Origin of the sequence: Mesorhizobium sp. WSM4989 (assembly GCF_029625795.1) — a bacterium.
Lineage (GTDB): Bacteria > Pseudomonadota > Alphaproteobacteria > Rhizobiales > Rhizobiaceae > Mesorhizobium.
On sequence record NZ_JARTVN010000001.1, the window covers coordinates 759,332 to 785,852 of the forward strand.

The following is a 26,521-nucleotide window of genomic DNA, read 5'->3' on the forward strand; positions in this document are numbered from 1 at the left end:
TTGGCGCTTTAATCGCGCAGCAGCTTGTCCAGCGCCGCCTGTTCCTCGGCGCTGAGCGTGCTGCCCGGCGCGCGGCGTGAACGGGTGCTGAGCACGATGAAGATGCCGCCGGCCAGAAGCAAAAGCGCCGGGGTGCCCCACAAAAGCGCGTTGCGCAGGCTGAAGCGCGGCTTCAAGAGAACGAACTCGCCGTAGCGCGACACGATGTAATCCATCACCTGCTGGTCGGTATCGCCGGCGACGAGGCGCTGGCGCACGAGGACGCGCAGGTCGCGGGCCAGATCGGCGTCGGATTCGTCGATCGACTGGTTCTGGCAGACCATGCAGCGCAAGCCTTCGGAAAGCGCGCGTGCGCGAGCCTCCAGCGCCGGATCGGGCAGCACCTCATCGGGCTTCACCGCCTGTGCCGCGCCGGCGAAGACCAACGCCAGCAGGAGGATCAGCGAGGCGAGCGAAAACTTCGCTTTCATGTCGGGCTCGCGGGTAAGGCAGCGGCAGCCGGCTTGCGGCGCCTCGCGGGGGCGCCAACGCGCAGGCGGCGGTCGAGCAGCGACACGGCGGCGCCCGCCATCATCACCAGTCCGCCGCCCCAGATCAGCGTCACCAACGGCTTCCACCACAGGCGCACGACGACCGAGCCGTCCTTGCCCTCATCGCCGAGCGACAGATAGAGCTGGCTCACACCCAGCGTCCTGATGCCGGACTCGGTCGTTACCGTCTGCCGCACCGGATAGAAGCGTTTTGCAGAGGTGATCTCGCCATCGGCATTGCCATCGGCGCCAATCAGCAGGAAGCGGCCGCGCTCCTCGGTGAAGTTTGGGCCTTTCTGAGGAAACAGTCCTTCGAAGCGCAGCGTGTGGCCGGAAAGTTCCACCGTCTCGCCGAGGCGCATGGTGAGAATCTTCTCCGTGCCAAACGAAAGCGTGCCGACGATGCCGAGCAAGGTGAGCCCGAGGCCGAGATGGGCAAGCGCGGTGCCGAAGACCGAGCGCGGCAGGCCGGCAAAGCGTCTCAGCACGTCGGCCGGCGCCACCGAGCCGATGCCCGACTTGACGGCAAGGTCGGTCAGCGCGCCGGCGACAAGCCAGACGGCGAGGCCGACGCCAAGCGCAGCGAAGACCGAGGCGCCATCGATAAACAGGCCGGTGACCAGCATCGCGGCGATCGCCAGCCCGAAGGCCGCCATCAGGCGCTGCGAGGCGGCAAGGACGTCGCCGCGCTTCCAGGCAAGCAGCGGACCAAACGGCACGATGGCGAGCAGCGGCAGCATCAGCGGGCCGAACGTCAGGTCGAAGAAGGGCGCGCCGACCGAGATCTTGGCGCCGGTGATGGCCTCAAGCGCCAGCGGGTAGAGCGTGCCGACGAGCACCGTCGCGGTCGCCGTGGTCAGGAACAGATTGTTGAGCACGAGCGCGCCTTCACGCGAGATCGGCTGGAACAGGCCACCTGCGGTCAGGGTGGAAGCGCGCAGCGCAAACAGCGCCAGCGAGCCGCCGATGAACAGCGTCAGGATGCAGAGGATAAAGACGCCGCGCGCCGGATCGGTGGCGAAGGCATGCACGGAAGTCAGCACGCCAGAGCGGACAAGAAAGGTGCCGAGCAGCGACAGCGAGAAGGTGAGGATGGCAAGCAGCAGCGTCCAGATCTTCAGCGCCGAGCGCTTTTCCATGACGATTGCCGAATGGAGGAGCGCCGTGCCGGCGAGCCAGGGCATGAAGGAAGCGTTCTCGACCGGGTCCCAGAACCAGAAGCCGCCCCAGCCAAGCTCGTAATAGGCCCAATAGGAGCCCATGGCGATGCCGCCGGTCAAAAACATCCAGGCGACCAGCGTCCAGGGCCGCACCCAGCGCGCCCAAGAGGCATCGATGCGGCCTTCGATCAGGGCTGCGACCGAGAAGGAGAAGCAGATCGAGAAACCGACATAGCCGAGATAGAGCAGCGGCGGATGGATGGCGAGGCCGAGGTCCTGCAGGATCGGGTTGAGATCGCGGCCCTCGATCGGCGCCGGGTTCAGCCGGATGAAGGGATTGGACGTCGCCAGGATAAACAGGAAGAAGGCGGCGCCGATCATGCCCTGCACGGCCAGAACATTGGCTTTGAGCGTTGCTGGCAAGTTGGAACCGAAGACAGCGACGAGCGCGCCGAAGAAGGTCAGGATCAGCACCCAGAGCAGCATCGAGCCTTCGTGGTTTCCCCACGTGCCGGTGATCTTGTAGATCATCGGCTGCAGCGAATGGGAGTTTTCCCAGACGCTCGCCACCGAGAAATCGGAGCCGGCATAGGCGGTGGCAAGAGCGGTGAAAGACAGCGCGGTGAGCGCAAAGCCGGTGACCGCGACCGGGCCGCCGACCGCCATCAGCCGCTGGTTGCCGGCGCGGGCGCCGACCAATGGCACCAGCATCTGCACCAGCGACAGCGCGAAGGCGAGGACGAGCGCGAAATGTCCGGTCTCAACCATTATTGGCTCTTGCTCTCCTGCCAGACGCCCTTGGCTTTCAAGCCGTCGGCGACTTCCTTGGGCATATAGCGCTCGTCGTGCTTGGCTAAAACGCTATCGGCAACGAAGACGCCGTCCGGGCCGAAAGCGCCTTCGGTGATGACGCCCTGCTCCTCGCGGAAGAGGTCGGGCAAGATGCCGGTATAGGTGACCTTGACCGATTTCTGCTCATCGGTGACCGAGAACGCGACGGTCGCGCCCTGACCGCGAACGATGGTGCCTTTTTCGACGAGCCCGCCAAGGCGAATGCGCTGTCCGGGCTGGACGGTTGCGGCGGCGAGGTCGGCGGGCATGTAGAAATACGAAGCCTTTTGGCCGAGCGCGTAGAAGGTAAGACCGGCAGCAGCGCCGAGGAAGGCCAGCCCTGCGAGGATCACCGACAATCGCTTCTGCTTGCGCGTCATGGCCTACTCCGTCGCCGTCACGCCGAGGGAGGCGGCAAAGGCGGTGAATTTCTTGGCCTGCTCGCTGTCGGCGCCGAAGACGGCAACCGCGCGGCCGAGCGCGTCGCGCGCCCGGTCGGCCTTGCCGAGCACAACATAGGAACGAATGAGCCGCATCCACCCCTCCTCGTCGCGCGGATTTTGTTTCAGCCGGTCGTCGAGGCTTGCGACCATGGTCTCGATCATTGCCTGCCGGTCCTGCGGCGCCATCTGCCGCGCCGCCTCGACCTGCCCGGCATCCGGGCCGGTCGCCGGCTTGCCTGCCGCCGCCGGCGGCTCGGCCGTTTCGGCGAGCGCCTGCTGGACGGCGCTGCGCCAGGGCGAATCGGGCGCAAGCTGACCGAGCATCTTTTGCCAAGCGGCGGCGGCTTCCGCCTTCCTGCCTTCCTGGGCCAGGCCCATCGCCAGATAGAAATTGGCCTTGGCGTTGGCGGGATCGAGCTTCAAGGCCGCGTCGAAGGCGCCCTGAGCCTCGGCCGTGACGATCCCGCCGGCAGCGTTGGCGATCGCCTCGCCAAGGCCGGCCTGGCGCACGGCGCTGTCGCCGTCGAGGCGGATGGCGTTGCGATAGGCGGTCACCGCGTCGGCGTAGCGCTGCAGGCGCAGATAAACCGGCGCCAGCACGTCCCAGCCCTTGCCGTCCGAGGGATTGGCGGCGAGATGCGCCTCGGCGCGGGCAACCAGCTCGTCGACCGAGGACTCGGCAGGGTTCTTGGCCAGCCGTTCGGCCAGCGGCTGCGAGGGCAGATCCGGCGAGCCGAGTGAGCCGTAAAGTCCCCAGCTAACCAGCGGCACCGCCAGCACGGCGGCGGTGGCGACCAGCTTCGCGGCGCGCGCAGGGCGCGGCGCTCGCGCGCTTGCCTGGCTGTGCGAGCCGAGACGCAGAATGCGGCGGCCGATCTCGGCGCGCGCTTCCTCCGCCTCGCCCGGCTGGATGAGACCGCGCGCCATGTCGCGGTCGAGTTCCGAAAGCTGGTCGCGATAGACTTCGAGATCGTGATCGCCGGCGGTCGATGCGGCTTTCGTGCCGCCGGCCAGCGGCAAAAGCACCGCCAGGCTGGCGCCCAGCGTAAGGATTGCAGCTATGACCCAGAACAGCATGGCTATTCCAATAAAGGCAGAGCCCTGCCCTGCCAACACGGACGCCCTGCGACGCTTTGGCGGCAGACGCGCCGGCCGTCCTTGATCAATGTCAAATTGCGCCGATCGTTGCTAATTCAGGTCAGCGGCGTCCAGCTGCCGTCGGCATTGCGGCAGGCGGTGCCGCGCGCCGTGACGCCCGAACCGCTCGTGTAAACGGTGTGGGTGTATTGGCGGCAGTCCTGCGAGCCGACCCGGTAGGGCTGGGCGGCAACGACCTCGCCATAATGGGTCGAGCTGTCGCCCTTCCACGCCACCTTCTGGCCGCTGGCGTTGTATTCCAGCGCCTTGTACTCGGCCTCGAGGCCTTTGCGCTTTTCAGCATCGCTCAGACCCGAACCGATCGAGCCGCCGATGAGCCCGCCATTCATGGCCGCGACGATGCCGGCTCCCACCTTACCGGCGGCCGGCGGCGTGGCGACGGGCGTGACCGGAGAGGTCGGGCCGGTCCTGCCCAGCGTGGTGCAGCCCGACACGGCCATCAGGGCGGAAACAAGCGCAACGCGAATCTTCATACCAGCAACCGGTTCTCTTGAGCGGGATGGGCTTCTTGGGCGAAAAGCACTTCTGGAGCGAGATGGATCGGGAACCGCGCCAGCGGGAAGGATAGCGAGCCCATAGTATTGATATTTGTCGGAAATTTGGCCGCGAGCGGCCGCACGGAAATCGATAAAAACATTATTGAAGGCTCCGCAATCTTACCACTGCCCTCAAGCCGCCCATGCTGGACCGTTCCAGCGCCAGGGCGCCTCCATACTCGTTGACGAGGTCGGCGACAATGGCCAATCCAAGCCCCGTTCCCGGCTTCGTCTCGTCGAGTCTCTTGCCGCGTTTCAACACTTCCCGCGCGCTGTCCTCGGGAATGCCGGGGCCGTCGTCCTCTATAACGATTTCAAAAAGGTTGGGGCTTCCCGCAACGGTGGCGACCGAGACGGCAACGGCGCTTTTCGCCCATTTCATGGCATTGTCGAGGAGATTGCCGAGCAATTCCTCAAGATCCTCGCGCTCGCCGGCAAAGACGATCCCGGCGGCAGGCTGCGACAGCGAAAGCTGTGTCTGCGGGTTGAGCTTGCGCAGCACGCGCACCATGCGCTCGACCAGCGGCGCCACCGGCGTGCGGAAGACGACGCTGTCGCGCTGGGCGGCGACGCGGGCGCGCTGCAGATAATGGTCGACCTGCTTTTGCATCGAGGCAGCCTGCTCGGCGATGAGCTCGCCCTTGGCGCCGCCGAGCGCGCGGCCCTCGTTGATCAGCACGGCAAGCGGCGTCTTCAGGGAATGGGCGAGGTTGCCGACCTGGGTGCGCGAACGCTCGACGATGCGCCTGTTGTTCTCGATCAGCGCATTGGTCTCGCTGGCCAGAGGCTCGATCTCGGCCGGGAAGCGCCCGTCGAGCCGCTGCGCCGTGCCCTCGCGCACCATCGCCAAAGCATTGCGCACGCGGCGCAAAGGCTGCAAGCCGAAAAGGATGGCGATGGCGTTGATGGCGATCATGCCGACGCCGAACAGCGACAGATAGGTGAGCAGCCGGCGCTGGAAGCTCGCGATCTCCTGCTCGAGCTCGCTGTGATTGCCCATGACGCGGAAGCGCGCGGCGCGGTTCTTGGCATCGAGCACGAACTCGCTCTCGAAAACCTCTAACTCCTCGCCCTTGATGCCCTCGGTCGAATAGCTGCGCTGGAAGTTCGCGTTGAACGGCACCTCGGCGACGCTCGGCGACAGGATCGAGGAGGTCATCGAGGAGGAATGGAGTTCGCCGTGAACGTCTTCGGAGGCCGGCTCGACCGACCAGTACCAGCCGGAATTCGGCTCCGAGAAGCGCAGATCGCCAAGGTCGGGCGAGCCGATGAGCGCGCCATTGTCGGAAATGCCGACGGAGCCGATCAGGTTGAACAGATGCGCCGAAAGCAGACTGTCGAAGCCGCGCTCGCTGGCCTGGCGGTAGAGCGTGGTTATGAGCGTGAAGATGACGACGAGCGTCAGGATCGCCCAAATCGTGGAAAAGGCGATGACGCGGAAGGTCAGCGAGCGCGGCCAGAGCCGCAGCTTTGAAAGCCACGTTCTCATCGTCGGCTTCAGCGGTTCCGCGTCACGCCTCCGGCTCTCGCATGCGATAGCCCATGCCTCGCACGGTTTCGATCATGTCGATGCCCATCTTCTTGCGAAGCCGTCCGACGAACACCTCGATGGTGTTGGAGTCGCGGTCGAAGTCCTGGTCGTAGAGATGTTCGACCAATTCGGTGCGCGATACCACCTCGCCCATATGATGCATCAGATAGGCAAGCAGCCGAAACTCGTGGGAAGTGAGCTTCAGCGGCACGCCGTTGACGTCGGCCTTGGAGGCCTTGGTGTCGAGCCTCAGCGGCCCGCAGGTGAGCTCGGACGAGGCATGGCCGGCGGCGCGGCGGATCAGCGCCCTCACTCTGGCCAGCACCTCCTCGATGTGAAAAGGCTTGGTGACGTAGTCGTCGGCGCCCGCGTCGATGCCGGCAACCTTGTCGCTCCAGCGGTCGCGGGCGGTCAGGATCAGCACAGGCATCTTGCGCCCGCCGCGGCGCCAGCGCTCGACGACGCTGATGCCGTCCATCTGCGGCAGGCCGATGTCGAGGACGACGGCGTCGTAAGGCTCGGTGTCGCCGAGGAAATGCCCCTCTTCGCCGTCATAGGCGCGGTCGACGACATAGCCGGCATCGACCAGCGCATCCGTAAGCTGCCGGTTGAGATCCTTGTCATCCTCGACGACGAGCACGCGCATGGTTCGGAGCCTGTTGAAGGGTGGAGGTATAGGCCGATTCCGCCGGCCAGGAAACTCAAGCCTGTTAAAGGGAATTGGGCGTCAGTCCAGCGGCACCACGATCTCAGTACGGCGCGGCCGCTGGCCCTCCTTGCCCGGGACCAGTACCACGATCACGCAGACCTGCTGTCCGCCGCGCGTCGCCTGCGAGGCCTTGGCGAGCGTGCCGCCGTTCTGCGCGGCGATCTGCTGGCCGATTGCATAGCAGTCGTTGGCAGCAAGCACGAGCGGCTGATCGACCGATGGCTCGACGAGCGGCATCGCCGTCGCCTGCGACGCAAAAATCCCGGCTGCGGCAAGCGCCAGCGTCGCGGCGCGAGTAAGGGAGCGGAACGTTTTCATGATCACGGTACTAACGCATTTGTGCTGAACATGAAATGAACGGTGAACGGCCGAAAATCCATGCCCGCCATACCCCCTGACCGCGAGACGAACAAATGCGAGTCCAACTGCCTGGGCCCATCAGGACCAGCCATGGATTGATAGCCGGAAAATCACGGGCGCGGCTACGGTTTTCGCGGCTTGCATATGCTCTAATTTGCGCCGTGAAGCAGTTGAGGACGGGGAGAATGCCATGAGCCATGACGACCTTGCCAGTCTTTACAAGGGCTACATTGCCTGCCTCAACGAACAGGATTGGGACAATCTCGGCCAGTTTGTCGGCGAGGAGGTGCAGTATAATGGCGAGACGGTGGGGCTTTCGGGCTATCGCCGCATGCTGGAAGGCGATTTTCAGGCCATTCCCGATCTGCGTTTCAACATCGAGCTTCTGGTTTCAGAGCCACCACGCGTGGCGGCCCGTCTGCATTTCGACTGCAGGCCCAAGGGCATGCTGTTCGGCCTGGCGGTGAACGGCAGGCGAGTCACCTTCGCGGAGAACGTCTTTTATGAAATCCAGGACGGGCGGATACGCGAGGTCTGGTCCGTCATCGACAAGGCCGCCATCCAGGCCCAGCTCTAGAGACGTTCATCGCTTCAAGGAAACGCGGAATTGCTCTAACTCTTTGTTTTTTCGCACTTCCGGACGGAAAATAGGTGCGCACTTTCCTGGAATTGCACAAGGAAAAGCTGGTCTCTCAGGCACTTTCTTGCGTCAGCGCGCGGAAGCGCAGCAGCCCGTGGTGCACCGCGAGGTCGTCGTCATAGCGCGCCTCGGCGAATTCCAGCGACAGCCGCGTCTGGCCACGCGGGCCGATCGAGAGGGCCGCGCCGTCGAGGCGCGCCTTGATGCTGTCCATGATGAGCCGCGTCTCGGCCTCGCCCTGCGCCTTCGACCAGATGTGGAGCGTGATGAGTTGGTCGTCGTTGTCGTCGGCGCCGGTGTCCAGGTCGAAGGCGCTAGTGCGGCCGTAGGTGACGTGCGGAAATGCGGCTTTGGCGTCGGCGCGCTCGAGCAGGCCGGCGCCGCCCAGCAGCGCCGACAGCGACGCATCGGTCTTCAATCGCAGGAACAAGGCCTGCATCAAATCGCCAGGCGCCGTCATATGTGGTTCCTCTCGCCTGCCTTGTCCTCATCGCAGCGTAGCCGCCTTACACCCGTTTCGCCAGATCGTCGGACGGCGTCTGGAGGCAATGCCATCAAGCCTTGCCGCTGATCACCGTTGCCTGATCCCTGATCACCACAGTTACGAAACGGATGACGGCGCACAGGCGCCTCATCACCGATCTCGCGGCGATAGACAAGCAAAACCGGGCGGCTGCCGAGAGTTTCGGGGGCGAGCCGCACCATGCGCGGTTCCGGTTCGGCGGGCATGCAGGGCATCACGCGTGTCACGATGTGGGGCGACACGGTTTTTGAGGGAGGCGCCGCGCAGGGTCTGGTGGAGCAATGCGACTACGTCTACACAAGGCTGCTGCCCGGCTGGGGCGCCGGTCGCTTTCGCCGCAGGGCGCAAGCCTGGCTGACGAGCGGGGCAGACTGGCCAGGGAGGCCGGAGATGAAACTTCTGATCTTTGGCGCCTCGGGCGCGACCGGCCGCGCCCTCGTCTCGGCGGCGCTGGCGGAAGGCCATCTGGTCACCGCCTTCGTCCGCACCCCGCGCAAGCTCGCCATCAGCCACGACCGTCTGAGCGTGATCGTCGGAGACGTCGCCGACTGCAAGGCGGTGGAGGGCGCGATTGCCGGTCACGACGCGGTGTTGAGCTGCCTCGGTGTCGGCGTGCCACTGAAGCACGACGCGGCGGTGATTGCCGGTATCGGCTTCATCGTCGAGGCGATGCAACGGAGCGGGCCAACCCGGCTCATTTATCAGTCCTTCCTCGGCGTCCGCGACAGCCGGCGGCAATTGGGGCCACTGCTCGGCGGCATCGTCGTGCCGCTCGTGCTGCGCCATGAAGCGGCGGATCACGAAGCGAAGGAAAGGCTCATCGCGCAGTCCGGCCTCGACTGGACGATCGTGCGACCGCCAAAGCTCGGCAACGGTCCAGCCATCGGCCGGTTCCGCCACGGCCACGGCATCCGGGCCAGATCCTTGTTGCCGACGCTGGCGCGCGCCGACGTGGCGGCCTTCATGCTCGATCAAGTCAGCGACAAGACCTATTCGCGTACAGCGGTTGCCCTGCTGCCTTGACCTCACGACACCGGTGCCGCGCCGCCCTCTTCGGTGCGGCGTGCGATGAAATCGTCGAGCACGCCGGCGGTGGCGGCAGCGGATGCGGGCGGCTGGAAATCGGAAAGAATCCGCTTCCAGATGCCGGTGGCGCGCTCCGTCGCGGTCTTGCCGCCGGATTGCGTCCAGTTGCCGAAATTCGACCAGTCGGCCACCAGCGGTTCGTAAAAGGCGGTGCGGTAGCGGACCATGGTGTGGGCGGCCGAGAAGAAATGGCCGCCGGGCTGCACCTCGGCAATGGCGTCGAAACCAATGGCGTCGGCATCACCCGGTGTCGTGGCGCAAAGCTCGGCGACCGTCTGCAGCGCCTCGATGTCGGTAATCAGCTTTTCGAACGAGACGCTCAAGCCGCCCTCCAGCCAGCCTGCCGCATGGATGCAGACGGTGGCGCCGGCAAGCACCGAGCCCCATAGCGCGAACTGCGTCTCATGCGCCGCCTGCGCGTCGGAGACATTGGCGGCGCTGCCGCCGCCGGAACGCCAAGGCAAGCCGGTGAAGCGCGCGAGCTGGCCGGCGCCCAAGGTCGCCTTGATGTGCTCCGGCGTGCCGAAGGCCGGCGCGCCCGACTTCATGTCGACATTGGAGGAAAACGAGCCATAGACCACCGGAGCGCCGGGGCGCACGATCTGGGCGAGCGTCAGCCCCGCCAGCGCCTCCGCATGCTGCAGGGTCAGCGCGCCGGCGACCGTGATCGGCGCCATGGCGCCCGCCAGGCAGAAGGGCGTGATGATCGACACCTGGCCGAACCTGGCGAAGTCGATGATGCCTTGCGCCATCGGGATATCGAGCTGGCGCGGCGAATTGGTGTTGATGACGGTGTAGCAGAAGGCGCCGTTGCGAAATTCGTCCTCCGAGAGGCCGCGCGCCAGCCGGACCATCTCAAAACTGTCCTCGACCTGCGGCGTGCCGCGCGCGAAGACGAAGGGAAACTTGTCGGACAAGGTGAGCTGCGCGCGGCCGGTGGCAAAGTGGCGAAAGCGCGTGTCGACGTCCTGCGGCTCGATGCAAGGGCCGAGCATATGCAGCACGTCGAAATGCTGCAGGAGCTTCATGAATTCCTCGAAGGCGGCGAGCGTGCCCGGCCGCCTTCCGCGCTCGAGATCGGTGACGTTGGGCGCGCCGGAGCCGGCGAGGAATGTCATGGACCCAAGCTCGAGGATAAGGTCACGGGAGCGGGCGCCGCCATAGGCGGGGATCGAGCGCGGCGCGGACGCCAAGGCTGCCTCGACCATGTCGCGGCCGATCCGCACCATCTGGCTGTCCTCGTCGACCAGGGCGCCGGCCTTGGCAAGAATGGCGCGCGCCTCCGGCAGCAGCACCTTGATGCCGAGTTCTTCCAGCACGCGCAGCGCCGTGTCGTGGATTGCGGCGACCTGATCGTCGGAAAAGACCGGCTGCGGCAGGAAGGGGTTCTTCAGCGAACGATAGTTCGGGCGGCGGCTGGACTCGCTACCGGCCTCGCCGGTGCGTCCGCGCCGGCGTTCGCGCCTCTGATCGCGTGCGGCCTCATCAATCATGCCCAATCCTCCCTATTGCCGCATTGCCTCGCCCTTGGGGTCATAGGGCGAGGCCGCGATGACGCGCGCCGGCCGTTCGACGCCGACAATGTGTACGGAAAGTTGCGTCCCCTCCCCGGCGAAATCGTCATCGAGCAACGCCAGGGCGACGCTCTTGCCAACCGTGTAGCCGTAGCCGCCGGAAGTGACGAAGCCGACGCGCCGGCCCTTGTGCCAGACAGGCTCGAAACCGCTGGCGTCGGCGTCGACGGCATCGACTTCCAGGGTCACGATCCGCCGGGCGACGCCCGCCTTGCGCTCCTTGAGAGCTGCTTCGCGGCCGACAAAATCGCCCTTTTCGAAGGCGACGAACCGATCGAGCCCGGTCTGACCGGGCGTGTAGCCTTGGGTAAACTCGCGCGACCAGATGCCGAAACTCTTCTCCAGCCGCAGCGCGTTGAGCGCGTAGTAGCCGATCTCGGCGAGACCAAGATCTTCGCCGGCGGCGAGCAGCGTCTCGCGCAGCGTCCCGTGCAGGGTGGCCGGGCAATTGATTTCGAAGCCGAGCTCGCCGGCGATCGACAGCCGGGCGACCCGGGCGCGAACCATGCCGATGTCGAACTCGGCGCAGGCCATGAACGGCAGGGTTTTGGCGGAGACGTCCTGGTGCGTGGTGCGTTCGACGACCTTCCTTGCATTCGGCCCGGTCACCAGGAAGCCGGACATCGCGTCCGAGATGTCGTTAACCGAGACGCCGTCCGCCATGTGCGCCTCGAACCAGCGCATGTGGAATTCGCGCAGGTAATAGGAGCCCATGATCCAGTAGTCGCCGCCGCCCCAGTTGAGCACGGTAAGGTCGCCCTTCAGCCTGCCGTCATGGCCGAGCATCGGGGCAAGCTTCGCGCGCCCAGGCTTCGGCAGTTTGCAGGCGAGCAGCCGGTCGAGCCAGGCCTCGGCGCCGGGACCGGACACGGCGTAGCGCGAGAAGGCCGTGGTGTCGACGAGGCCGGCGGCGCGGCGCACCTGCAGCACCTCATCGCCGACGATGTCGAAGGCGTTGGAGCGCTTCAGCGTCGTCTCCTCGCGAAAACCCATCGGCGCGAAATAGGCCGGGATTTCCAGCCCCCATGAGGCCGTCCACTCGGCGCCGGCCGCGCTCATGCCGTCATAGGCGCCGGGCCGCTTCAGCGGCCGGCCCGCCGGCAGCCGCTCGTTGGGGAAGGTCATGACGAAGCGACGGGCGTAGAACTGGCGCGTGGTTTGCCTGAGATACTCGCGGTTGGCGGCGAAGGCGCCGTAGCGGGCGATGTCCATGCCGAAGATGTCGGCCTGCGGCTCGCCGTAGATCATCCATTCGGCCAGCGACTTGCCGACGCCGCCACCCTGGCTGAAGCCGGCCATGACGCCGCAGGCGACCCAGTAGTTCTTCAAGCCACGCACCGGGCCAACCAGCGGATTGCCGTCGGGGGTGAAGGTGAAGGCGCCATTGACCCATTTGCGGATGCCCGCCTTGGCCAGGCAGGGGAAGCGCTGATACGCCTTCGAAAGCTCCGGGCTGATGCGGTCGATGTCCTCGGGGATCAGCTCGATGCCGTAGTCCCAGGGCGCACCGTCCATGTTCCAATGTTTTGGATTCTGCTCGTAGACACCTAGCAGCACGCCTTTGCGCTCCTGCCGAAGATAGGAGAAGCCGTCGAGATCGACGGCAAGGCCGAGCTCGTTGTCCAGGGCAGCGACCTCCGGAATGTCCTCGGTGACGAAATAATGGTGCTCCATCGGCGTCACCGGCAGGTCGACGCCTGCCATGAGGCCGACCTGCTTGGCCCACAGGCCGCCGGCGTTGACGACATGCTCGGCGACAATCGCGCCCTTCTCCGTAACCACATCCCAGCCGCCGTCGGCGCGCTGGCTGAGCTCGATCACGCGGTTGCGCAGGATCACATCGGCGCCGCGCTTCTTTGCGGCGCCCGCATAGGCGTGCGTCGTGCCGTAAGGGTCGAGATGGCCTTCGTTGGAATCGTAAAGGCCACCCAGCACATCGCTGACGTCGACGATCGGGCAGATCTCCTTGATCTCCTCGGGCGTCACCAGGCGGGCCGTCTCGATGCCGACCGACTGGAACACCGCCCAGGCCGATTTCAGCCATTCCCAGCGCTGCGGATCGCTTGCCATGTTGACGCCACCGGTCATGTGCAACCCGGCATCCTGGCCGGACTCGGCCTCGATCTCGCGGTAGAGCTTGATCGTGTAGTCCTGCAGCGCCGCGACATTGGGATCGGCGTTCAGCGCATGGAAGCCGGCCGCCGCGTGCCAAGTCGAGCCGGCCGTCAGCTCGGCGCGCTCGATAAGCGCCACGTCGCTCCAGCCGAAGCGCGTCAGGTGATAGAGCACCGAGGCGCCGACCACGCCTCCCCCGATGACGACTGCCCGGTAATGCGATTTCACGAGCCTCTCCCTCTCGTTGGAGAGCCTTACGATACACGTCCTGTACAGGAGTGTCTAGACACAAGTGTACAGATCGCTTGCGCGCCGCTTCCCGCCATGCCTATTGTGCGGCCATGATCATGACCGCCCCGCAGGCCGAACCGGTTCTCGGCAACATCAAGGTCACGCGCTCAGACTGGATCAATCTGGCGCTTGAGACGCTGGTTTCAGACGGTATCGAGAGCGTGCGCGTGCTCACCCTCGGCCAGAAGCTCGGCGTGTCGCGCTCAAGCTTCTACTGGTATTTCGAAAGCCGGCAGGATCTGCTCGACCAGTTGCTCAAGCATTGGCACGACACCAACACCACTGCGATCGTCGAGCGCGCCCGGCGCCCCGCCGAAACCATCATCATGGGCGTGATGAACGTATTCGAATGCTGGGCCGACGAGCGCCTCTTCGACCCGAGGCTCGATTTCGCCGTGCGCGAATGGGCGAGGCGCTCGGCAGACGTGCGGCAGATGATCGACCAGGCCGACGACGAGCGCCTCAGCGCCATCCGCGACATGTACCGCCGGCACGGCTACGACGACGAGGACGCCTTCATCCGAGCGCGTGTGCTCTACTACATGCAGATCGGCTATTACGTGCTCGACCTCAAGGAACCGGTCGAGGCCCGCGTCAGCCATCTCGCCGCCTATCTGCGCTCCTTCACCGGCCAGGAGCCGACCGAAGCGGATGTGGCGCATTTCATGCGCTTCATCGCGGCGCGCTGATGACTACCCGCCGTTCACGGCCGATTGACCTCCATTCAACAAAGCTTGTGCTGTGGCTTCGCTGCCCTTGTGAGCAGTGATAAAATGGTCGAATAGTTTGGCAGGGTGCCACCTGAAACTGCCCGCATGCTGTTTTCGGGCGAAAGCGCATTGGGGCGGAAGTCTGGAATGCCAACTCCTTCGAAACCACGCAAGAGAAGAGGCCGGATCGCCTCGGCGGCTCTTGCCGTCGATGCGTGGCTCGATTCCTCGCTCTACGAGATCAGCTTCAAAGCGCGCGAATTCTGGGAGGCCGCAACCATCTTTTCCCGCCGCTTCCGCCTGCATGGCTGGCGGCGCGCCATCATCGAGGTGCTGAGTGAAGGGTTCACCATGGGAGCCGGCGGCTTCGTGGTGCTGTTGGCGCTGGCCATGCCGGCGTTTGAGATCACCGCCGGCGATTGGCGCAACCAGGGCGATTTCGCCGTCACCTTCCTCGACCGCTACGGCAACGAGATCGGCCAGCGCGGCATCATTCAGCGCGATTCCGTGCCGGTCGACGAGATGCCGGATATCGTCATCAAGGCGGTGCTGGCGACCGAGGACCGCCGCTTCTTCGATCACTACGGCATCGACGTTCTCGGCCTGTCGCGCGCGATCTTCGAGAATGTGCGCGCCAATTCGGTGGTCCAGGGCGGCTCCAGCATCACCCAGCAGCTGGCCAAGAACCTGTTCCTGTCCAACGAGCGCACCTTGGAGCGCAAGATCAAGGAAGCTTTCCTGTCGCTCTGGCTGGAGGCCAATCTCTCCAAGAAGGAGATCCTCCAGCTCTATCTCGACCGCGCCTATATGGGCGGCGGCACGTTCGGCATCGAGGCGGCGGCGGATTTCTATTTCGGCAAGAGCGTCAAGGACCTGAACCTCGCCGAGGCGGCAATGCTGGCCGGCCTGTTCAAGGCGCCCACCAAATACGCCCCGCACATCAACCTGCCGGCCGCCCGTGCGCGCGCCAATGTGGTGCTCTCCAACCTTGTCGACGCCGGCTTCATGACCGAGGGCCAGGTGCTGCAGGCGCGGCTGCATCCGGCAGATGTCGTCGACCGCGGCGAGCAGAAGAGCCCCGATTATTTCCTCGACTGGGCCTTCGACGAGGTCAAGAAGATCGCCAAGCCCGGCCAACACTCGCTGGTCGCCCATACGACCTTCGACGCCAATATCCAAAAAGCGGCCGAAGAGTCGGTCGAATTCCATCTCCGCCAGTTCGGCAAGGAATACAACGTTACCGAGGGCGCGGTGGTGGTGATCGAGACCAACGGCGCGGTGCGCGCCATTGTCGGCGGCCGCGACTATGGCGCCAGCCAGTTCAACCGCGCCACCAAGGCGCTGCGGCAGACCGGGTCGTCGTTCAAGCCTTATGTCTATGCCACCGCGATGGAGCACGGCTTCACGCCGGACTCGGTGGTTTCCGGCGGCGCCGTCAGTTGGGGCAGTTGGTCGCCACACAATTACAATGGCGGCTCGGCCGGCAACGTCACGCTGCTCACGGCTATCGCCAAGTCGATCAACACCGTGCCGGTGCGGCTCGCCAAGGACTATCTCGGTATCGGGCCGATCAAGGCGATGGCCGAATCCATGGGTGTCGAATCGCCGCTGGAATCGCACAAGACCATGGTGCTCGGCACGTCCCTCATGACGGTGATGGACCAGGCGACAGGCTACAGCGTCTTCGCGCAGAACGGCTTCGTCGGTTCCCGGCACGGCATCACGCAGCTCGTTACCCGCACCGGCGACGTCGTCTATGACTGGGCCAAGGACGCGCCGCCGCCGCACCGTGTGCTGTCGGAAAAAGCTCTGAAATACATGAACACCATGCTGGCCGCGGTGCCGGCGATCGGCACGGCGCGGCGCGCGCAGCTTCCCAACATCGTCGTCGCGGGCAAGACCGGCACCACGCAGTCCTACCGAGACGCCTGGTTCGTCGGTTTCACCGGCAACTACACGGCCGCGGTCTGGCTCGGCAATGACGATTTCACGCCGACCAACAACATGACCGGCGGGTCGCTGCCGGCGATGGTCTGGCAGCGGCTGATGGCCTATGCACACCAGAACATCGATCTGAAGCCGATCCCTGGCCTCGATCATCCCTGGGTCGACCCGGAGGTCGCGGCCAAGGCCGAGGAAGAGGCGAAGAAGGAGGCCGCCGATGCCGCGGCGCAGGCAGAGGCCGAGCGCCCGCCAGTGCTTTCCAGCCGCACCACGCAGACGCTGAGGGCAATGACCAAAGCCTTCCAGGCGGCACCCGCTCTCAACGCACCTACCCTGCCGGAGACGCTGTCCGCGCTTTGAACCTTCGTTCGACGCATGCGCTTGCCCCGAAACCGGTCCCACTTTCGAGTGAAATACTTAGCGGAGACTAGGCAATCTCAGCCCGGCCCATTCGCCGGGTGGGATCTCAGCCCCGACACGGAAGTTGAACGACAAGACCCTTGTCGCATCGGCGTCGACCTCGCACCGGAAGCTCAGGCGGTACCATGTGGTTGCCGTGCTGAAGGCGGCCACCGGAGGGTTAAGGACATTGCCCACCTTCAGCGGAATGGATGGCAGCCATTTGGGAGAATAGGAGGCGCCCTGCAATTCCTCGTTCAAAACGCTGCCGCAAAGATTGGCAACCCGCTGGTCGCGAGGCACCTCGCTCATAGAGCTTGTGGCCAGCGCGTCGCCGGTAGCGCCCTGCGAATAGAGCTTTCGAACACCCGGAAGGCCGGAATAGATCGGCGACGCAGCAACGGCGGCGTTGGTAGAACTTGGCGTCCCGGCGCTCTTGCTTCGGAACTTCGAGATCTTTGCAGGCCTGAACTTCAGCGCATTTGCTTGCTTGGGCTTTTGCTTTTCGGTCACGGCCGGAAGATCGACCTTATCGCCGCTCTTGGCATCCGTCGGCGTCGGCGCCGCGGCTGTTTGCTTTTCGGCGGTTGGCGCTCCTGCCTCTTGCTCGGCAGCCTGCTGTTTATCCGTGTCCTGGGCTGCCTTCTCCTCACTTTGCGTGGGCTCGGCGTCCGTCGCGGCGATTACCGGCTTCTCGTCAGCCGTGCTTTGATCCGCCGGCTGATCGGCATCTGCCGGCGCGGCAGATTGCTTCTGTGCAGGCTTCGCCACGGCGGGCGGCTTGCTATCGCTATCCTTGGCCGGCGACGGCGTGTTGTCCCGGTTGCCGGCTCCATCCAGGGATTTCCTGGGGCCGGTGTCCTTGTTGCCATACTGGAAAACGGGCTTTAGCACCGCGATCGGCGGTGGCTTCGGCGGCTGCTTTTCCGGCACTGGAGGCTTTTCCACTTTTTGCTCGGGCGGTTTTTCGGCTTTCGGTTCCGGGGGCTTCTCGGCCTTGAGTTGCTTCGGCTGCGGTGCGGGCGGAGGCTTCGGCTTAGGTTGCTCGGGCGGAGGCACAAGCGCGACATTGACCGGCTGTTCCTGATCCGGCTGTTGGGCGGGCTTGGGCAAGGTATAGACCAGAAACGCTGCGATCAGCGCATGCAGCATCAGCGATGCGGGCAAAGCCCACGCCAAATTCCGACGCCGCTCTCCGGTCTCGCCCTTCATCCCGACCGATGTGGAACGAAATGGCGGCGGCTTCAAGCACAGGCATCGGATCGGCGCCTGACAAGTCAGTGATTGGATGGCTACGTGCAGCGCCGCCGAGAATCAGAAGGGGCGCGGTGCGGACTTGTCCATGACAGGCCGGTCGCCGACATGGGAACGTCATACTACTGCAGGCCGCAACCACCTGAATATCGCCATGCCCAAGGCAAGCCGGCTTGCCACGAGGCCCCGCGCCGCGATATCCCGGGCAACCTCCTCAGTTCCGGCCTTCCATGCTCAAGACCGTCTCCCTCACGCTGCTTTCGCTTGCCATGGCCATCGGCCTTGGCGGCGGCAGCGTCTGGTACGCGCTCAACGCGCCGGACGGCGTCGGCGCGATCCGCATCGGCCAATGGACAGCTTTTCCTGAAATCGGCACGGAAGGCTCCGACCCCTACTCCAAGGCGCGCGTGGCGCGTGAGGGCGTGCTGGCGCTCGGCCGGGCGGAGGGGTTGTCCTTCGTCGCCGAGCGCGACGCAGCCGGCCAGCCGCTGAAGCGGGAATGCGCCTATTCGATCGAAGGCGGCTACCCGACGGCCCGGTTCTGGACGCTTTATGCCGCCGACCAGTCGCTCGGCGTCATCGACACCGGCAAGGCGAGACAGGCGGCCCTGCAATCCTACGAAGTGCTGCGCCGGCCCGACAATTCGGTCGTCATCTCCGTCGGCGACCGCCCTGCCCCGGGCAACTGGCTGCTGACGGCCGGCTTCGGCAAGATGTATTTCGTGCTGACCTTCTACGACACGCCGATCGCGAGCAGCACCGGGCTTTCCGACGTGACGCTGCCGCGCATTTTGAAGGCGGGCTGCCATGCGTAGCCTGCTGCACGCCCTGGTCCTCGGTCTGCTCGGCGCCGGCATCGTGCATATCGCGGTGCTGTTTCTGGTGCCGGAATTTTCCGAGCGCGATGCCTGGTCGCGGCTGGCAATGGCCTCCGACCTCTACAAGATGACGCGCCTGGACGCGGAGGCCGGCGGTGCACCTGTGGTGAAGTCGGTCGACCCCATGTTCTACGCGGCCGCCTGCCGCTTCAATCTCGCCGACGGGCTGGTGCGGATCCGGGCGCCCGGCAACGTGCCGTTCTGGTCGGCTTCGGTCTATGACCGCAGCGGCCATAACATCTATTCCTTCAACGACCACAATGCGAACAGCGAAAAGCTCGATGCCGTGGTGCTGACACCGGCGCAGATGATCGACGTGCGGCGCGATCTTCCCGAGGACTTGCAGGGCGCGATCTTTGTCGAGGCGCCGATCGAGGAGGGAATCTTTGTCGTCCGCGCCTTCGTGCCGGACGATAGCTGGAAGCCGATCGTGTCGCGCTTTCTCGAACAGAGTGCCTGCGAGCTGCAGGAATACTGAAGAGTCAGCTCAGTGATGCGGCACTAGTGGCCGTGGCGACCCAGGCTTGTCCGGGCCGTCCGGACGCGCCGCGCCGACCTGCGGCTGTGGCTCATAGCGGACGCCGGGGAAGATGATGACAGCCGCTGCCGTGTCGGTGTCGTGGGTTACTCGATTGACGGGTGCCGCTCGCGGCACGAAAGACAAGACCATGCCCATGGTTCGCGTATTCCTCTCGGTTTGACCGGAGCACAACGCAACGCCTCCAAAGTCGATTAAGGCGGGCAGAGGGTTAACGGAGCGCTAACGGATCGCGGCTAATTTGATGTTTGTTCCCTGGAGACGCGAAACCGGCCCGGCCGGAGGCGCGGGGCCGGGTCTGTGTCGAGTATCGGGCGTATCCTCCGTGTCTTCTTCGGATTTCAGGCACATCGCTATCCGGACCGAAGCGGGAAAAGCCGAAAGGCTGTTCCGCGCCGCCGTGTCGGCCTTCTGCTCGCTGACGCGCCCGTCGCGGCGCGAAATCGCCCAACTCGAGGATCTGACGCTGCCGCTGTTCGACGAAGTGTCGGTCGAATCGCGCCGCTATGTCGCCGCCGCCCTTTCCGAATGCGAATATGCGCCGGCCGCGTTGGTGCGGCGGCTGGCCGAGGAGCCGGTCGAGATCGCGGCGCCGCTGCTTACCCGCTCGAACGCGCTGAGCGACATCGACCTCATCGCGCTGATCGGCCGCCATGGCCTGCCGCACGCGCGCGCAATCGCTCGCCGCAAGGAACTCAACGCAACCATCGCCCACCTGATCCGCGCGCTGGAGAAGCCGACGCTGGTCAACACGCGGCCGCCGGAGACGGTCACGAAGATCGCGCCGGTGAAACCGGCCGCTTCCGCAACAGAAGACAACCGCCCGGATCCCGGCGTGTCTGAGGAAAGCGCGCGGCGACGCCTGCGCTCGATGATGCGGCCCGCCGGCGAAAGTGCCGCTGTCAACCCGTTCCTCGGACAGCCGACTTATCTAAAGCTGCGCGAGACGGCGCTGACGGGCAACCTTGCTTTCTTCCAGACGGCGCTTGCCGATGCGCTCGACATCGATTTTGCCGCGGCCCGCTCAATTACCGAGCAATCGGGCTACGCAGCGCTGCTTGCGGCACTCAAGGCGCTCGACCTCAGCGAAGACAGGGCCTTCCTGATCGCGGTCGCGATCTATCCCGGCGAATTCCCGCATCCCCAGGCAATCCGTCTGTTCCTCGACCGCTATCGGCTGCTGCATCGCGAGGCAGCGCTCGACAAGGTGCGGGCCTGGAAAGCCGAAACGCTGTCTCGGGCGATCCGCGGCAACGCCATCGAGACAGGGCGCCACGCATCGAACAGCGATGACAAGGCCGCCGGCCGCAAAGCGTCCTGAACCAATTCCAGGGAAGGTGCTCAGCGGTTTTCCGTGGCTGGACGCGACGCTGGGCCGCCGCCTCTATTCCGCCTTCACGGAAACAAGCTCCTCGACCGGAACGGAGCCGGCCTCGATCTCGACCACCCAGATGTCGGGATCGAATCTCTTTTCCTTTTCCAGCCTTGCATCGAATGCCGAGCTATCGTCGCCAGAATCGAGCAAGGTGAAGAAGCGCTCGTCGGGCTTGGCCGAATCGTAGCTCGTTTGCGGCGCCGGTCCGTACAGAGCCACTTCGCCGAGCCGGTCGCGCGACAACACGAAGACGGCGCCGGCCTCGGTCGCGCCGCGCTTGACCACGGCAGCAAAACCGCCGGCGGTGAAGACACGGCGCAGAAGGGCCGATACCCACAGATCGGTAGTCACGCGCATGGCAGGGTTCCGGATGGCATGCCGACCTTTTTAGCGAGATTCCCGCGTGTTCGCGAGCGGCCAGGATGTCAAGAACGGAACATCCGCTTCTAACAAATCTTGTTAAAATTTATTAGAGGCGTTAAAAACAATAACCATGAAAACTCAAGCCATGCGTACTCTCACCATATCCCTCACACCGAAGCAGGCCGCGCGTCTGCAGGACGCGGTGGACAGCGGCAGCTATGCTTCGAATAGCGAAATCGTCAGGGAAGCCCTCAGGCTGTGGGAACACCGCGAGGAACTTCGCGCCCTGGAACTGGCACAGCTAAAGCAAGCTTATGAAGAAGGCATGGCGAGCGGTAAGGGCCAAGAGGTTGACCGCGCCGCCTTTCTGCGTGCTCTGAAGGCCGAGCGCGCCGGACGTGGCTAACTATCGACTTACTCCTCGCGCGCAACGGGATCTAAGCGAGATTTGGGAACATATCGCGGCTGACAGCGAAAGAGCTGCTGACAGGCTCGTGGGACGCATTTTCGACAAGCTGGAACTCGCTTGCAGCCATGCCAGTATAGGTGTCGCTCGGCCCGAGTTGAGCGACACAGCCCGTGTTCTGGTGGAAGGCCGATATATCGTTATTTACGAACCGACGAGCTACGGCATTCTAGTTGTGGCAATAGTCCACGGGATGCGAAACCCCGAACATTGGCTCGAATGAACCGACGCCCGATGCCGCCGCTCCCTCAGTTTGTCAGGCCGATCTCGCGCATCTTGGCATAGACCACTTCGTCCGGCTCACCGGTTTCGGGCAGGCCGAACAGCGCCTGGAACTCCTTGATCGCAGACTTGGTCCGGGCGCCTACGACGCCGTCGAGCTGCATATCGTCATTGCCGAAGGCCTTCAGGCCAGCCTGGATCTTGACGATGCGGGCGTCGGGGGCCTGCGCTGCGCCGTTGGCCGGAGAGGAGACCGGAATGGCCGCCGGTCCGGCGGCCTGGGCCGCAGCCCTGTCGGCCGGTCTCGGGGCCGGATGCGGAATGGCCGCAGTCGTTTGCCTGGCGCCAAGCTGATCGAGCAGCGCGCCGTCGACATCGCCGGAGGCGGGCAGCCCGACCTTGAGCTGATAGGCCTGGATGGCCTTGCGCGTGGCTGGGCCCGTGAGGCCGTCGACGGTGCCGTCGTAGAAATTGAGGTCCTTCAATATGCCCTGCACCTGCTGGACGACCGGATCGGGCTTGGGAGCGGGCTGCGCCTGCCGCACGATGTTGATGGTGGTCTCCGGCTCATCCGAGACGGCATGCGGGAAATTCTCGATGCTCCTGGTGGCGAAGAAGGCGCCCGTGTGCGGAAAAGGCTGGTACCAGAGCGCGTTGGCCGAAACGTAGAAGAGCGTCACCAGGAAGGCGGTCGAGCCGCCGACCAGAACCGGATTGCGCGAGATCATCTGGCCGACCGCCGCAGCGCTCTCGGCAAGCAAGCCGCGCTCGAGTTCGACCACTTTAGGCCGTCTTGCGGAGCGAGCCATTGCTGTCCCCATTTGCATCCCCCTTCGGCTTTGCAATCGGCACCGGCAGCACGTCGGCCGGCGCGCCCGAGCGCCGCTTCGGTCCATTCACCGGCAGGCTGATCGTCACCGTCGTGCCTTCGCCCGGGGCGCTCTCGATCGACATCGTGCCCTCATGCAGCGCCACCAGCCCCTTGACCAGCGACAGGCCGAGCCCGGTTCCCTCGAAGCGGCGCGTATAGTCGTTCTGGATCTGCATGAACGGCTTGCCGAGGTTGGCCATATCCTCGTCGGCGATGCCGATGCCGGTGTCACTCACCCAGAAATGCAGCCGCGAGCCGACCCGCTTGGCGCCGATCACCACGCTGCCGCCATCAGGCGTGAACTTCACGGCGTTCGAAACGAGATTGATCAGGATCTGCTGCACGGCGCGGCGATCGGCATTGATCTCGCCGGCGTCAGGCGCGATCTGCGCGCCAAGCGCGATGCTCTTGGCCTCCGCCAGGGGCCGCATCATCGAGCGGCACATGTCGGCGGCATCGGCGAAGCGGAACGGCTCGAGCTCGGTGGCATAGGCGCCTGCCTCTACGCGCGAGACATCGAGGATCGAGGTGACGACGGACAAAAGATGCTGGCCGGACTCCCTGACCAGGGCGACATATTCCTTCTGGCGCGGATCGCGGAAGGCGCCGAACATCTCGTGCAGCAGCATGTCGGAGAAGCCGATGATGGCATTGAGCGGCGTGCGCAGCTCGTGGCTGACCACCGCCAGGAAACGCCCCTTGGCCACTTCGGCGGCAGCCGCAGCCTCCCTCGCCGTGGCAAGCTCTTCGCGGAGCGCGGCGATCTCGTCATTCTCACGAAGGACGAAGGTGAAGATGTCCTGCTCCCGCGCGCCGCGCAGCAATTCAAGGCGGAACGGGCGGAAATTGTCGGCCGAGCCGCCACCGTCGCGCGGCAAGCGGATGCGCAGGTCGAGCCGGCGCTTCGGCGCGCCCTCGCGCATGTCCGCGAGCGCGGTGAGATAGGCGACGCGATCGGAAAGATGGACGCGCTCGAACAAGCCCGCGCCGAGCAGGAGCTCCGGCGCCAACTTCAGAATGGAACGCGCCTTGGCCGAAGCGTCGAGCACCTCGCCCTGGCGGCCGACGCGCAGCACGACGGCATCGATCGTCTCTTCGAGACGGTCCACCGCAGGCTCAGCCTGACGCGCGTCGGCGGGATTGGCGAAGGCCGCCGCGCGCGGCAGGAGCGTAAGCGCCCAGGCAAGCGGCAGCAGCCAGTGCCAACCGGCGATCGCAGCCTCGCCGAGCGGCAGGAACTGGTTTGCGAAAGGCTGCAGCAGGATGGCGCCGAATGCCGCCAGCGCGCCCGAAACTGCTGCGCGGCTCGACCCGGCGATCCAGCAAGACTCGACCGGCAAAGCCACTGCAAGCAGCGCGACCGGCGACGCCAGACCACCCGCCGCGGCAATTGCGCCGGCAAGCGCGAGGCCACCCGTCGCCACCGAGGCACGGCCGGCGAGCGTCATGCGGCCGGTGGCGGCAACCAGAAGCGCTGCGAACCAGCACAGACCGAAAGCGCCGAAGATCGCAGCCACTGTAACGGCGGCACCCAGGCTTGAGGTGACCAGCGTCACCGCCGCACCCGCGGCGAGGAAGGGAGCGGCGAGCATGACGCCGATGAAGCGGCGCTGGCGCTGGCGCTCAGCCTCGTCCGTGACGGTCGGATGAACCATGCGTTCGCAGCCGGCGGCAACCGCGCCAGGCAGAGGAACGTATCTGGCCGTAATCGAACTCAACGCACTCGGACCCGGTCGTGAATTGCCCTGCTTCTGCAGGTGACTCTTGATTGGACTGAAAGTCGCATCCAGCGTTTAAGGAATGGATAAGGCAGGGAAGGCGAGCGCCCCGCCCGCGGCAAATATCGGGACGCCGGCACCCCAAAGCCCGTCGATCTGCCGCCATGGTAAATGGAGCGTTAGCCACAGCGCGGCTCGCCTGGCCTCCCGAAAACCCAGTGCCGATGCTCGCCCCTTCCAAAATTTTTCTTTTGAAACAGCCACATAGATGGTTGTTCTGAAGTTAATTACAGTCGATGAGATTTGAGTTAAATCGGTTGCGAAAATCAATCCTTTCGAATTCATCTAAAATTTGAAGAAAATTCGCGGCTTCGGCGCAAGCCACGCTTCGCGCCTTCGTGCCATTGTCATGTCCATAAAAAGAGATCATGCCGATGGATGCATGATCCGATCACGACGAGGCATCGAGATGGGCTTTCTGATCAGGATGGCTTTCTGGTTTTCGCTGGTGCTCTTGGCGCTGCCGCTCAGCGTCGGCCCCGACGAGGATGGCCGCGAGGCGGTCGGGCCGATCCAGGCGTTGTTTGCGGCGCGCGAGGCGGTCGGCGACATCGCCGGCATCTGCGAGCGCAAGCCGGATGTTTGCGAGACCGGCAAATCGGCCATGCACACCATCACCGTGCGCGCCAAGGAGACAGCCAAGATCGCCGCCGCCATGCTTGATGACCAGCAGTCGGAAAAGACGGCCGCGCCCGCTGCGAAGGTAGCGGAGACGTCTGGCGAGACCACCGGCAGCGTCGCCGAGGACATCGTGCTGCCCGCCAAGGTCAACATTCCGGCGATGCTGACGGCGAAGAACTGAGATTGCTTTTTCTGGAAATGCTCTAACGCCGCGGGCCCGCCCGACCTCTCGACGCCCGCGGCGTCTTTCTTTTTCCGTGACGTGGCGGCGCCGGGTCACTATATGCGGGCAATGACGACCTCGATCGAAACGATCCGCGACGATTTCTCCCTGCTCGACGAGTGGGAGGACCGCTACCGCTATGTGATCGAGCTGGGCGAGGCGCTGCCTCCGTTTCCCGAGGCGGAACGCACACCGGCCAACAAGGTGCCGGGCTGCGTCAGCCAGGTGTGGCTGACCACCGAGCAAGGAGAAGGCGTGGATCCGGTGGTCAGCTTCCGCGGCGATTCGGACGCCCACATCGTGCGCGGCCTTGTCGCCATCATGCTGGCGCTGTTCTCGGGCCGGCCGGCCAGTGAAATCCAGAACACCGATGCGGAAGTGACGCTGAAAGAGCTCGGCCTCGACGAGCATCTGTCGCCGCAGCGCGCCAACGGCCTTCGCTCGATGGTCAAGCGCATCAAGCGCGACGCCGAAGCCGCCTTGAAGCAAACCGCCTGACTCTGCCCCAAGCCCGGCCACAAGCCGCACTGCGGCGGGTTCACCCGTTCGCAGCAAGACATCCCTGAAATACCTCAAAAGCAAAACGGCGCCCCGCGGGCGCCGTCGCTTTTGCCGACTTGCGGAAGCTGCTACCGGCGACCCTTGGGCTTGCGGCCGAGGCCCATCTTCTTGGCCAACTGCGAACGGGCGGCTGCGTAGTTGGGAGCAACCATCGGATAGTTGGCGTCCAGGCCCCACTTCTCGCGGTATTCTTCCGGGGTGAGATTGTAATGTGTCATAAGGTGGCGCTTCAGCGACTTGAACTTCTTGCCGTCTTCGAGACAGACGATGTAGTCGTCATGCACGGAGCGCTTCGGGTTGACGGCCGGCTTCTGCTTCTCGGCCGAAGGCTGCTCCGTCGTGCCGCCGACGCGGCCGAGCGCGGCATGGACGTCGGCAATCAGGTTCGGCAGTTCGCCGACCGGCACCGGGTTGTTGCTGACATAGGCCGCGACGACATCGGCAGTCAGCTCGATTAGCGCGTCCCCATTCCTTGAAGGTGTTTCGACGATATCCATTGTGCTCAGCCCCAACGAGAGTTTGTTTTCTAGACTGCGCCCTTTTTCTGGATCGGGCATCGCGCGAAATTCATGCAGGCAAGCCCTGCGATTCGCGTCGCGTCATCTTAATGACCCTGTGCTGCAAGTAAGTCAATTCACCTACTGAATTATATTCGGCGATATTCATCAAATATTGCCGATTCAGCTTCAAAAATTCGTGTGCCGTGTAACTTAGCGAGATTTTTCTGGCCGGACCAGTGCAGCCTGACGTGGCGCCAAGCACGCTTTTACACCTCTGGTCGCGTCAAAACAGGTTCTTTATGCTTGGCTAAACTAATGTTTGGCCGCCCGG

The 26,521-nt window shown here is 64.6% G+C and carries 29 protein-coding genes; 11 read left to right on the plus strand and 18 right to left on the minus strand.

Annotation, left to right across the window (positions count from 1 at the left end):
* Positions 1–8: 8 nt before the first annotated feature.
* From P9217_RS03850 to P9217_RS03890, 9 genes are all read right to left on the minus strand, one after another.
* The gene (locus P9217_RS03850) at positions 9–470 is read right to left on the minus strand and encodes a cytochrome c-type biogenesis protein (RefSeq protein WP_127216812.1); all 462 of its coding nucleotides are present in this window, start codon (positions 468–470) and stop codon (positions 9–11) included.
* On the minus strand, positions 467–2,458 hold the full coding sequence (locus tag P9217_RS03855; RefSeq protein ID WP_278086619.1) for a heme lyase CcmF/NrfE family subunit: 1,992 nt from the start codon (positions 2,456–2,458) through the stop codon (positions 467–469). The genes P9217_RS03850 and P9217_RS03855 overlap by 4 nt, the downstream gene beginning before the upstream one ends.
* A complete protein-coding gene (ccmE, locus tag P9217_RS03860) occupies positions 2,458–2,901 on the minus strand; it encodes a cytochrome c maturation protein CcmE (RefSeq protein ID WP_066997599.1) in 444 nt (147 codons plus the stop codon). Before ccmE ends, P9217_RS03855 begins: the two co-directional genes overlap by 1 nt.
* A 3-nt stretch (positions 2,902–2,904) precedes the next feature.
* A complete protein-coding gene (ccmI, locus tag P9217_RS03865) occupies positions 2,905–4,041 on the minus strand; it encodes a c-type cytochrome biogenesis protein CcmI (protein WP_127241378.1) in 1,137 nt (378 codons plus the stop codon).
* A gap of 116 nt (positions 4,042–4,157) precedes the next feature.
* Entirely contained in the window at positions 4,158–4,595 is a 438-nt protein-coding gene (locus tag P9217_RS03870) for a hypothetical protein (protein WP_278086618.1), read from the minus strand.
* Entirely contained in the window at positions 4,592–4,759 is a 168-nt protein-coding gene (locus tag P9217_RS03875; RefSeq protein WP_179293607.1) for a hypothetical protein, read from the minus strand. The genes P9217_RS03870 and P9217_RS03875 overlap by 4 nt, the downstream gene beginning before the upstream one ends.
* Positions 4,759–6,147, minus strand: a complete 1,389-nt coding sequence (locus P9217_RS03880; RefSeq protein ID WP_067320967.1) for an ATP-binding protein — start codon at positions 6,145–6,147, stop codon at positions 4,759–4,761. Before P9217_RS03880 ends, P9217_RS03875 begins: the two co-directional genes overlap by 1 nt.
* A 22-nt stretch (positions 6,148–6,169) precedes the next feature.
* Positions 6,170–6,835 (minus strand): response regulator transcription factor, encoded by a 666-nt coding sequence (locus P9217_RS03885; RefSeq protein WP_067320964.1) that lies wholly within the window; start codon positions 6,833–6,835, stop codon positions 6,170–6,172.
* A gap of 81 nt (positions 6,836–6,916) precedes the next feature.
* Positions 6,917–7,216, minus strand: coding sequence for a hypothetical protein (locus P9217_RS03890; protein WP_095800155.1), 300 nt, complete (start codon positions 7,214–7,216; stop codon positions 6,917–6,919).
* 232 nt (positions 7,217–7,448) lie between these two features.
* Between P9217_RS03890 and P9217_RS03895 the strand changes: the two genes are divergently transcribed.
* Positions 7,449–7,835, plus strand: coding sequence for an ester cyclase (locus tag P9217_RS03895; RefSeq protein ID WP_067320956.1), 387 nt, complete (start codon positions 7,449–7,451; stop codon positions 7,833–7,835).
* Positions 7,836–7,950: 115 nt separating this feature from the next.
* On the opposite strand, the gene P9217_RS03900 is transcribed toward P9217_RS03895, so the two are convergent.
* Positions 7,951–8,358, minus strand: a complete 408-nt coding sequence (locus P9217_RS03900; protein ID WP_067320953.1) for a DUF3168 domain-containing protein — start codon at positions 8,356–8,358, stop codon at positions 7,951–7,953.
* 243 nt (positions 8,359–8,601) lie between these two features.
* On the opposite strand from P9217_RS03900, the gene P9217_RS03905 reads away from it, so the two are divergent.
* On the plus strand, positions 8,602–9,444 hold the full coding sequence (locus P9217_RS03905; RefSeq protein ID WP_127241375.1) for an NAD(P)H-binding protein: 843 nt from the start codon (positions 8,602–8,604) through the stop codon (positions 9,442–9,444).
* A 2-nt stretch (positions 9,445–9,446) separates the two neighbouring features.
* Here P9217_RS03905 and P9217_RS03910 read toward each other — a convergent pair whose 3' ends face one another.
* Positions 9,447–11,000, minus strand: coding sequence for a trimethylamine methyltransferase family protein (locus P9217_RS03910; RefSeq protein ID WP_067320950.1), 1,554 nt, complete (start codon positions 10,998–11,000; stop codon positions 9,447–9,449).
* Between the two features lie 12 nt (positions 11,001–11,012).
* Positions 11,013–13,424 (minus strand): FAD-dependent oxidoreductase, encoded by a 2,412-nt coding sequence (locus P9217_RS03915; RefSeq protein ID WP_278086617.1) that lies wholly within the window; start codon positions 13,422–13,424, stop codon positions 11,013–11,015.
* Positions 13,425–13,537: 113 nt separating this feature from the next.
* On the opposite strand from P9217_RS03915, the gene P9217_RS03920 reads away from it, so the two are divergent.
* Both P9217_RS03920 and P9217_RS03925 read left to right on the plus strand, forming a co-directional pair.
* Positions 13,538–14,176, plus strand: coding sequence for a TetR/AcrR family transcriptional regulator (locus tag P9217_RS03920; protein ID WP_067320941.1), 639 nt, complete (start codon positions 13,538–13,540; stop codon positions 14,174–14,176).
* A 168-nt stretch (positions 14,177–14,344) separates the two neighbouring features.
* Complete coding sequence (locus P9217_RS03925) at positions 14,345–16,501, plus strand: penicillin-binding protein 1A (protein ID WP_095800162.1); 2,157 nt, start codon at positions 14,345–14,347, stop codon at positions 16,499–16,501.
* Positions 16,502–16,558: 57 nt separating this feature from the next.
* Here the strand turns inward: P9217_RS03925 and P9217_RS03930 are convergent, their stop codons facing one another.
* Positions 16,559–17,752, minus strand: coding sequence for a DUF930 domain-containing protein (locus P9217_RS03930; protein ID WP_278086956.1), 1,194 nt, complete (start codon positions 17,750–17,752; stop codon positions 16,559–16,561).
* 272 nt (positions 17,753–18,024) lie between these two features.
* Between P9217_RS03930 and P9217_RS03935 the strand changes: the two genes are divergently transcribed.
* Together P9217_RS03935 and P9217_RS03940 are read left to right on the plus strand one after the other, a co-directional pair.
* Complete coding sequence (locus P9217_RS03935; RefSeq protein ID WP_278086616.1) at positions 18,025–18,609, plus strand: DUF1214 domain-containing protein; 585 nt, start codon at positions 18,025–18,027, stop codon at positions 18,607–18,609.
* Positions 18,602–19,150: a DUF1254 domain-containing protein gene (locus P9217_RS03940; RefSeq protein ID WP_095827182.1), complete on the plus strand. Its 549-nt coding sequence runs from the start codon at positions 18,602–18,604 to the stop codon at positions 19,148–19,150. The genes P9217_RS03935 and P9217_RS03940 overlap by 8 nt, the downstream gene beginning before the upstream one ends.
* A gap of 9 nt (positions 19,151–19,159) precedes the next feature.
* Here P9217_RS03940 and P9217_RS03945 read toward each other — a convergent pair whose 3' ends face one another.
* Positions 19,160–19,348 (minus strand): hypothetical protein, encoded by a 189-nt coding sequence (locus P9217_RS03945; RefSeq protein ID WP_082953733.1) that lies wholly within the window; start codon positions 19,346–19,348, stop codon positions 19,160–19,162.
* 187 nt (positions 19,349–19,535) lie between these two features.
* Here P9217_RS03945 and P9217_RS03950 point away from each other — a divergent pair, with 187 nt between their 5' ends.
* Positions 19,536–20,531, plus strand: a complete 996-nt coding sequence (locus P9217_RS03950) for a DUF2336 domain-containing protein (protein ID WP_278086615.1) — start codon at positions 19,536–19,538, stop codon at positions 20,529–20,531.
* Between the two features lie 63 nt (positions 20,532–20,594).
* Here P9217_RS03950 and P9217_RS03955 read toward each other — a convergent pair whose 3' ends face one another.
* Positions 20,595–20,942: a DUF1491 family protein gene (locus P9217_RS03955; protein ID WP_067320924.1), complete on the minus strand. Its 348-nt coding sequence runs from the start codon at positions 20,940–20,942 to the stop codon at positions 20,595–20,597.
* Between the two features lie 151 nt (positions 20,943–21,093).
* On the opposite strand from P9217_RS03955, the gene P9217_RS03960 reads away from it, so the two are divergent.
* Both P9217_RS03960 and P9217_RS03965 read left to right on the plus strand, forming a co-directional pair.
* Complete coding sequence (locus tag P9217_RS03960; protein ID WP_176477604.1) at positions 21,094–21,354, plus strand: type II toxin-antitoxin system ParD family antitoxin; 261 nt, start codon at positions 21,094–21,096, stop codon at positions 21,352–21,354.
* Positions 21,347–21,637, plus strand: coding sequence for a type II toxin-antitoxin system RelE/ParE family toxin (locus P9217_RS03965; protein ID WP_095800167.1), 291 nt, complete (start codon positions 21,347–21,349; stop codon positions 21,635–21,637). The genes P9217_RS03960 and P9217_RS03965 overlap by 8 nt, the downstream gene beginning before the upstream one ends.
* Positions 21,638–21,662: 25 nt before the next feature.
* Here the strand turns inward: P9217_RS03965 and P9217_RS03970 are convergent, their stop codons facing one another.
* Positions 21,663–22,445: a peptidoglycan-binding protein gene (locus P9217_RS03970; protein ID WP_278086614.1), complete on the minus strand. Its 783-nt coding sequence runs from the start codon at positions 22,443–22,445 to the stop codon at positions 21,663–21,665.
* On the minus strand, positions 22,420–24,162 hold the full coding sequence (locus P9217_RS03975) for a PAS domain-containing sensor histidine kinase (protein ID WP_278086613.1): 1,743 nt from the start codon (positions 24,160–24,162) through the stop codon (positions 22,420–22,422). Before P9217_RS03975 ends, P9217_RS03970 begins: the two co-directional genes overlap by 26 nt.
* 532 nt (positions 24,163–24,694) lie before the next feature.
* On the opposite strand from P9217_RS03975, the gene P9217_RS03980 reads away from it, so the two are divergent.
* A complete protein-coding gene (locus tag P9217_RS03980) occupies positions 24,695–25,087 on the plus strand; it encodes a DUF5330 domain-containing protein (RefSeq protein WP_278086955.1) in 393 nt (130 codons plus the stop codon).
* 111 nt (positions 25,088–25,198) lie between these two features.
* Entirely contained in the window at positions 25,199–25,627 is a 429-nt protein-coding gene (locus P9217_RS03985) for a SufE family protein (RefSeq protein ID WP_066997661.1), read from the plus strand.
* A gap of 131 nt (positions 25,628–25,758) precedes the next feature.
* Here P9217_RS03985 and P9217_RS03990 read toward each other — a convergent pair whose 3' ends face one another.
* A complete protein-coding gene (locus P9217_RS03990; RefSeq protein WP_067320912.1) occupies positions 25,759–26,187 on the minus strand; it encodes a MucR family transcriptional regulator in 429 nt (142 codons plus the stop codon).
* Positions 26,188–26,521: the final 334 nt, after the last annotated feature.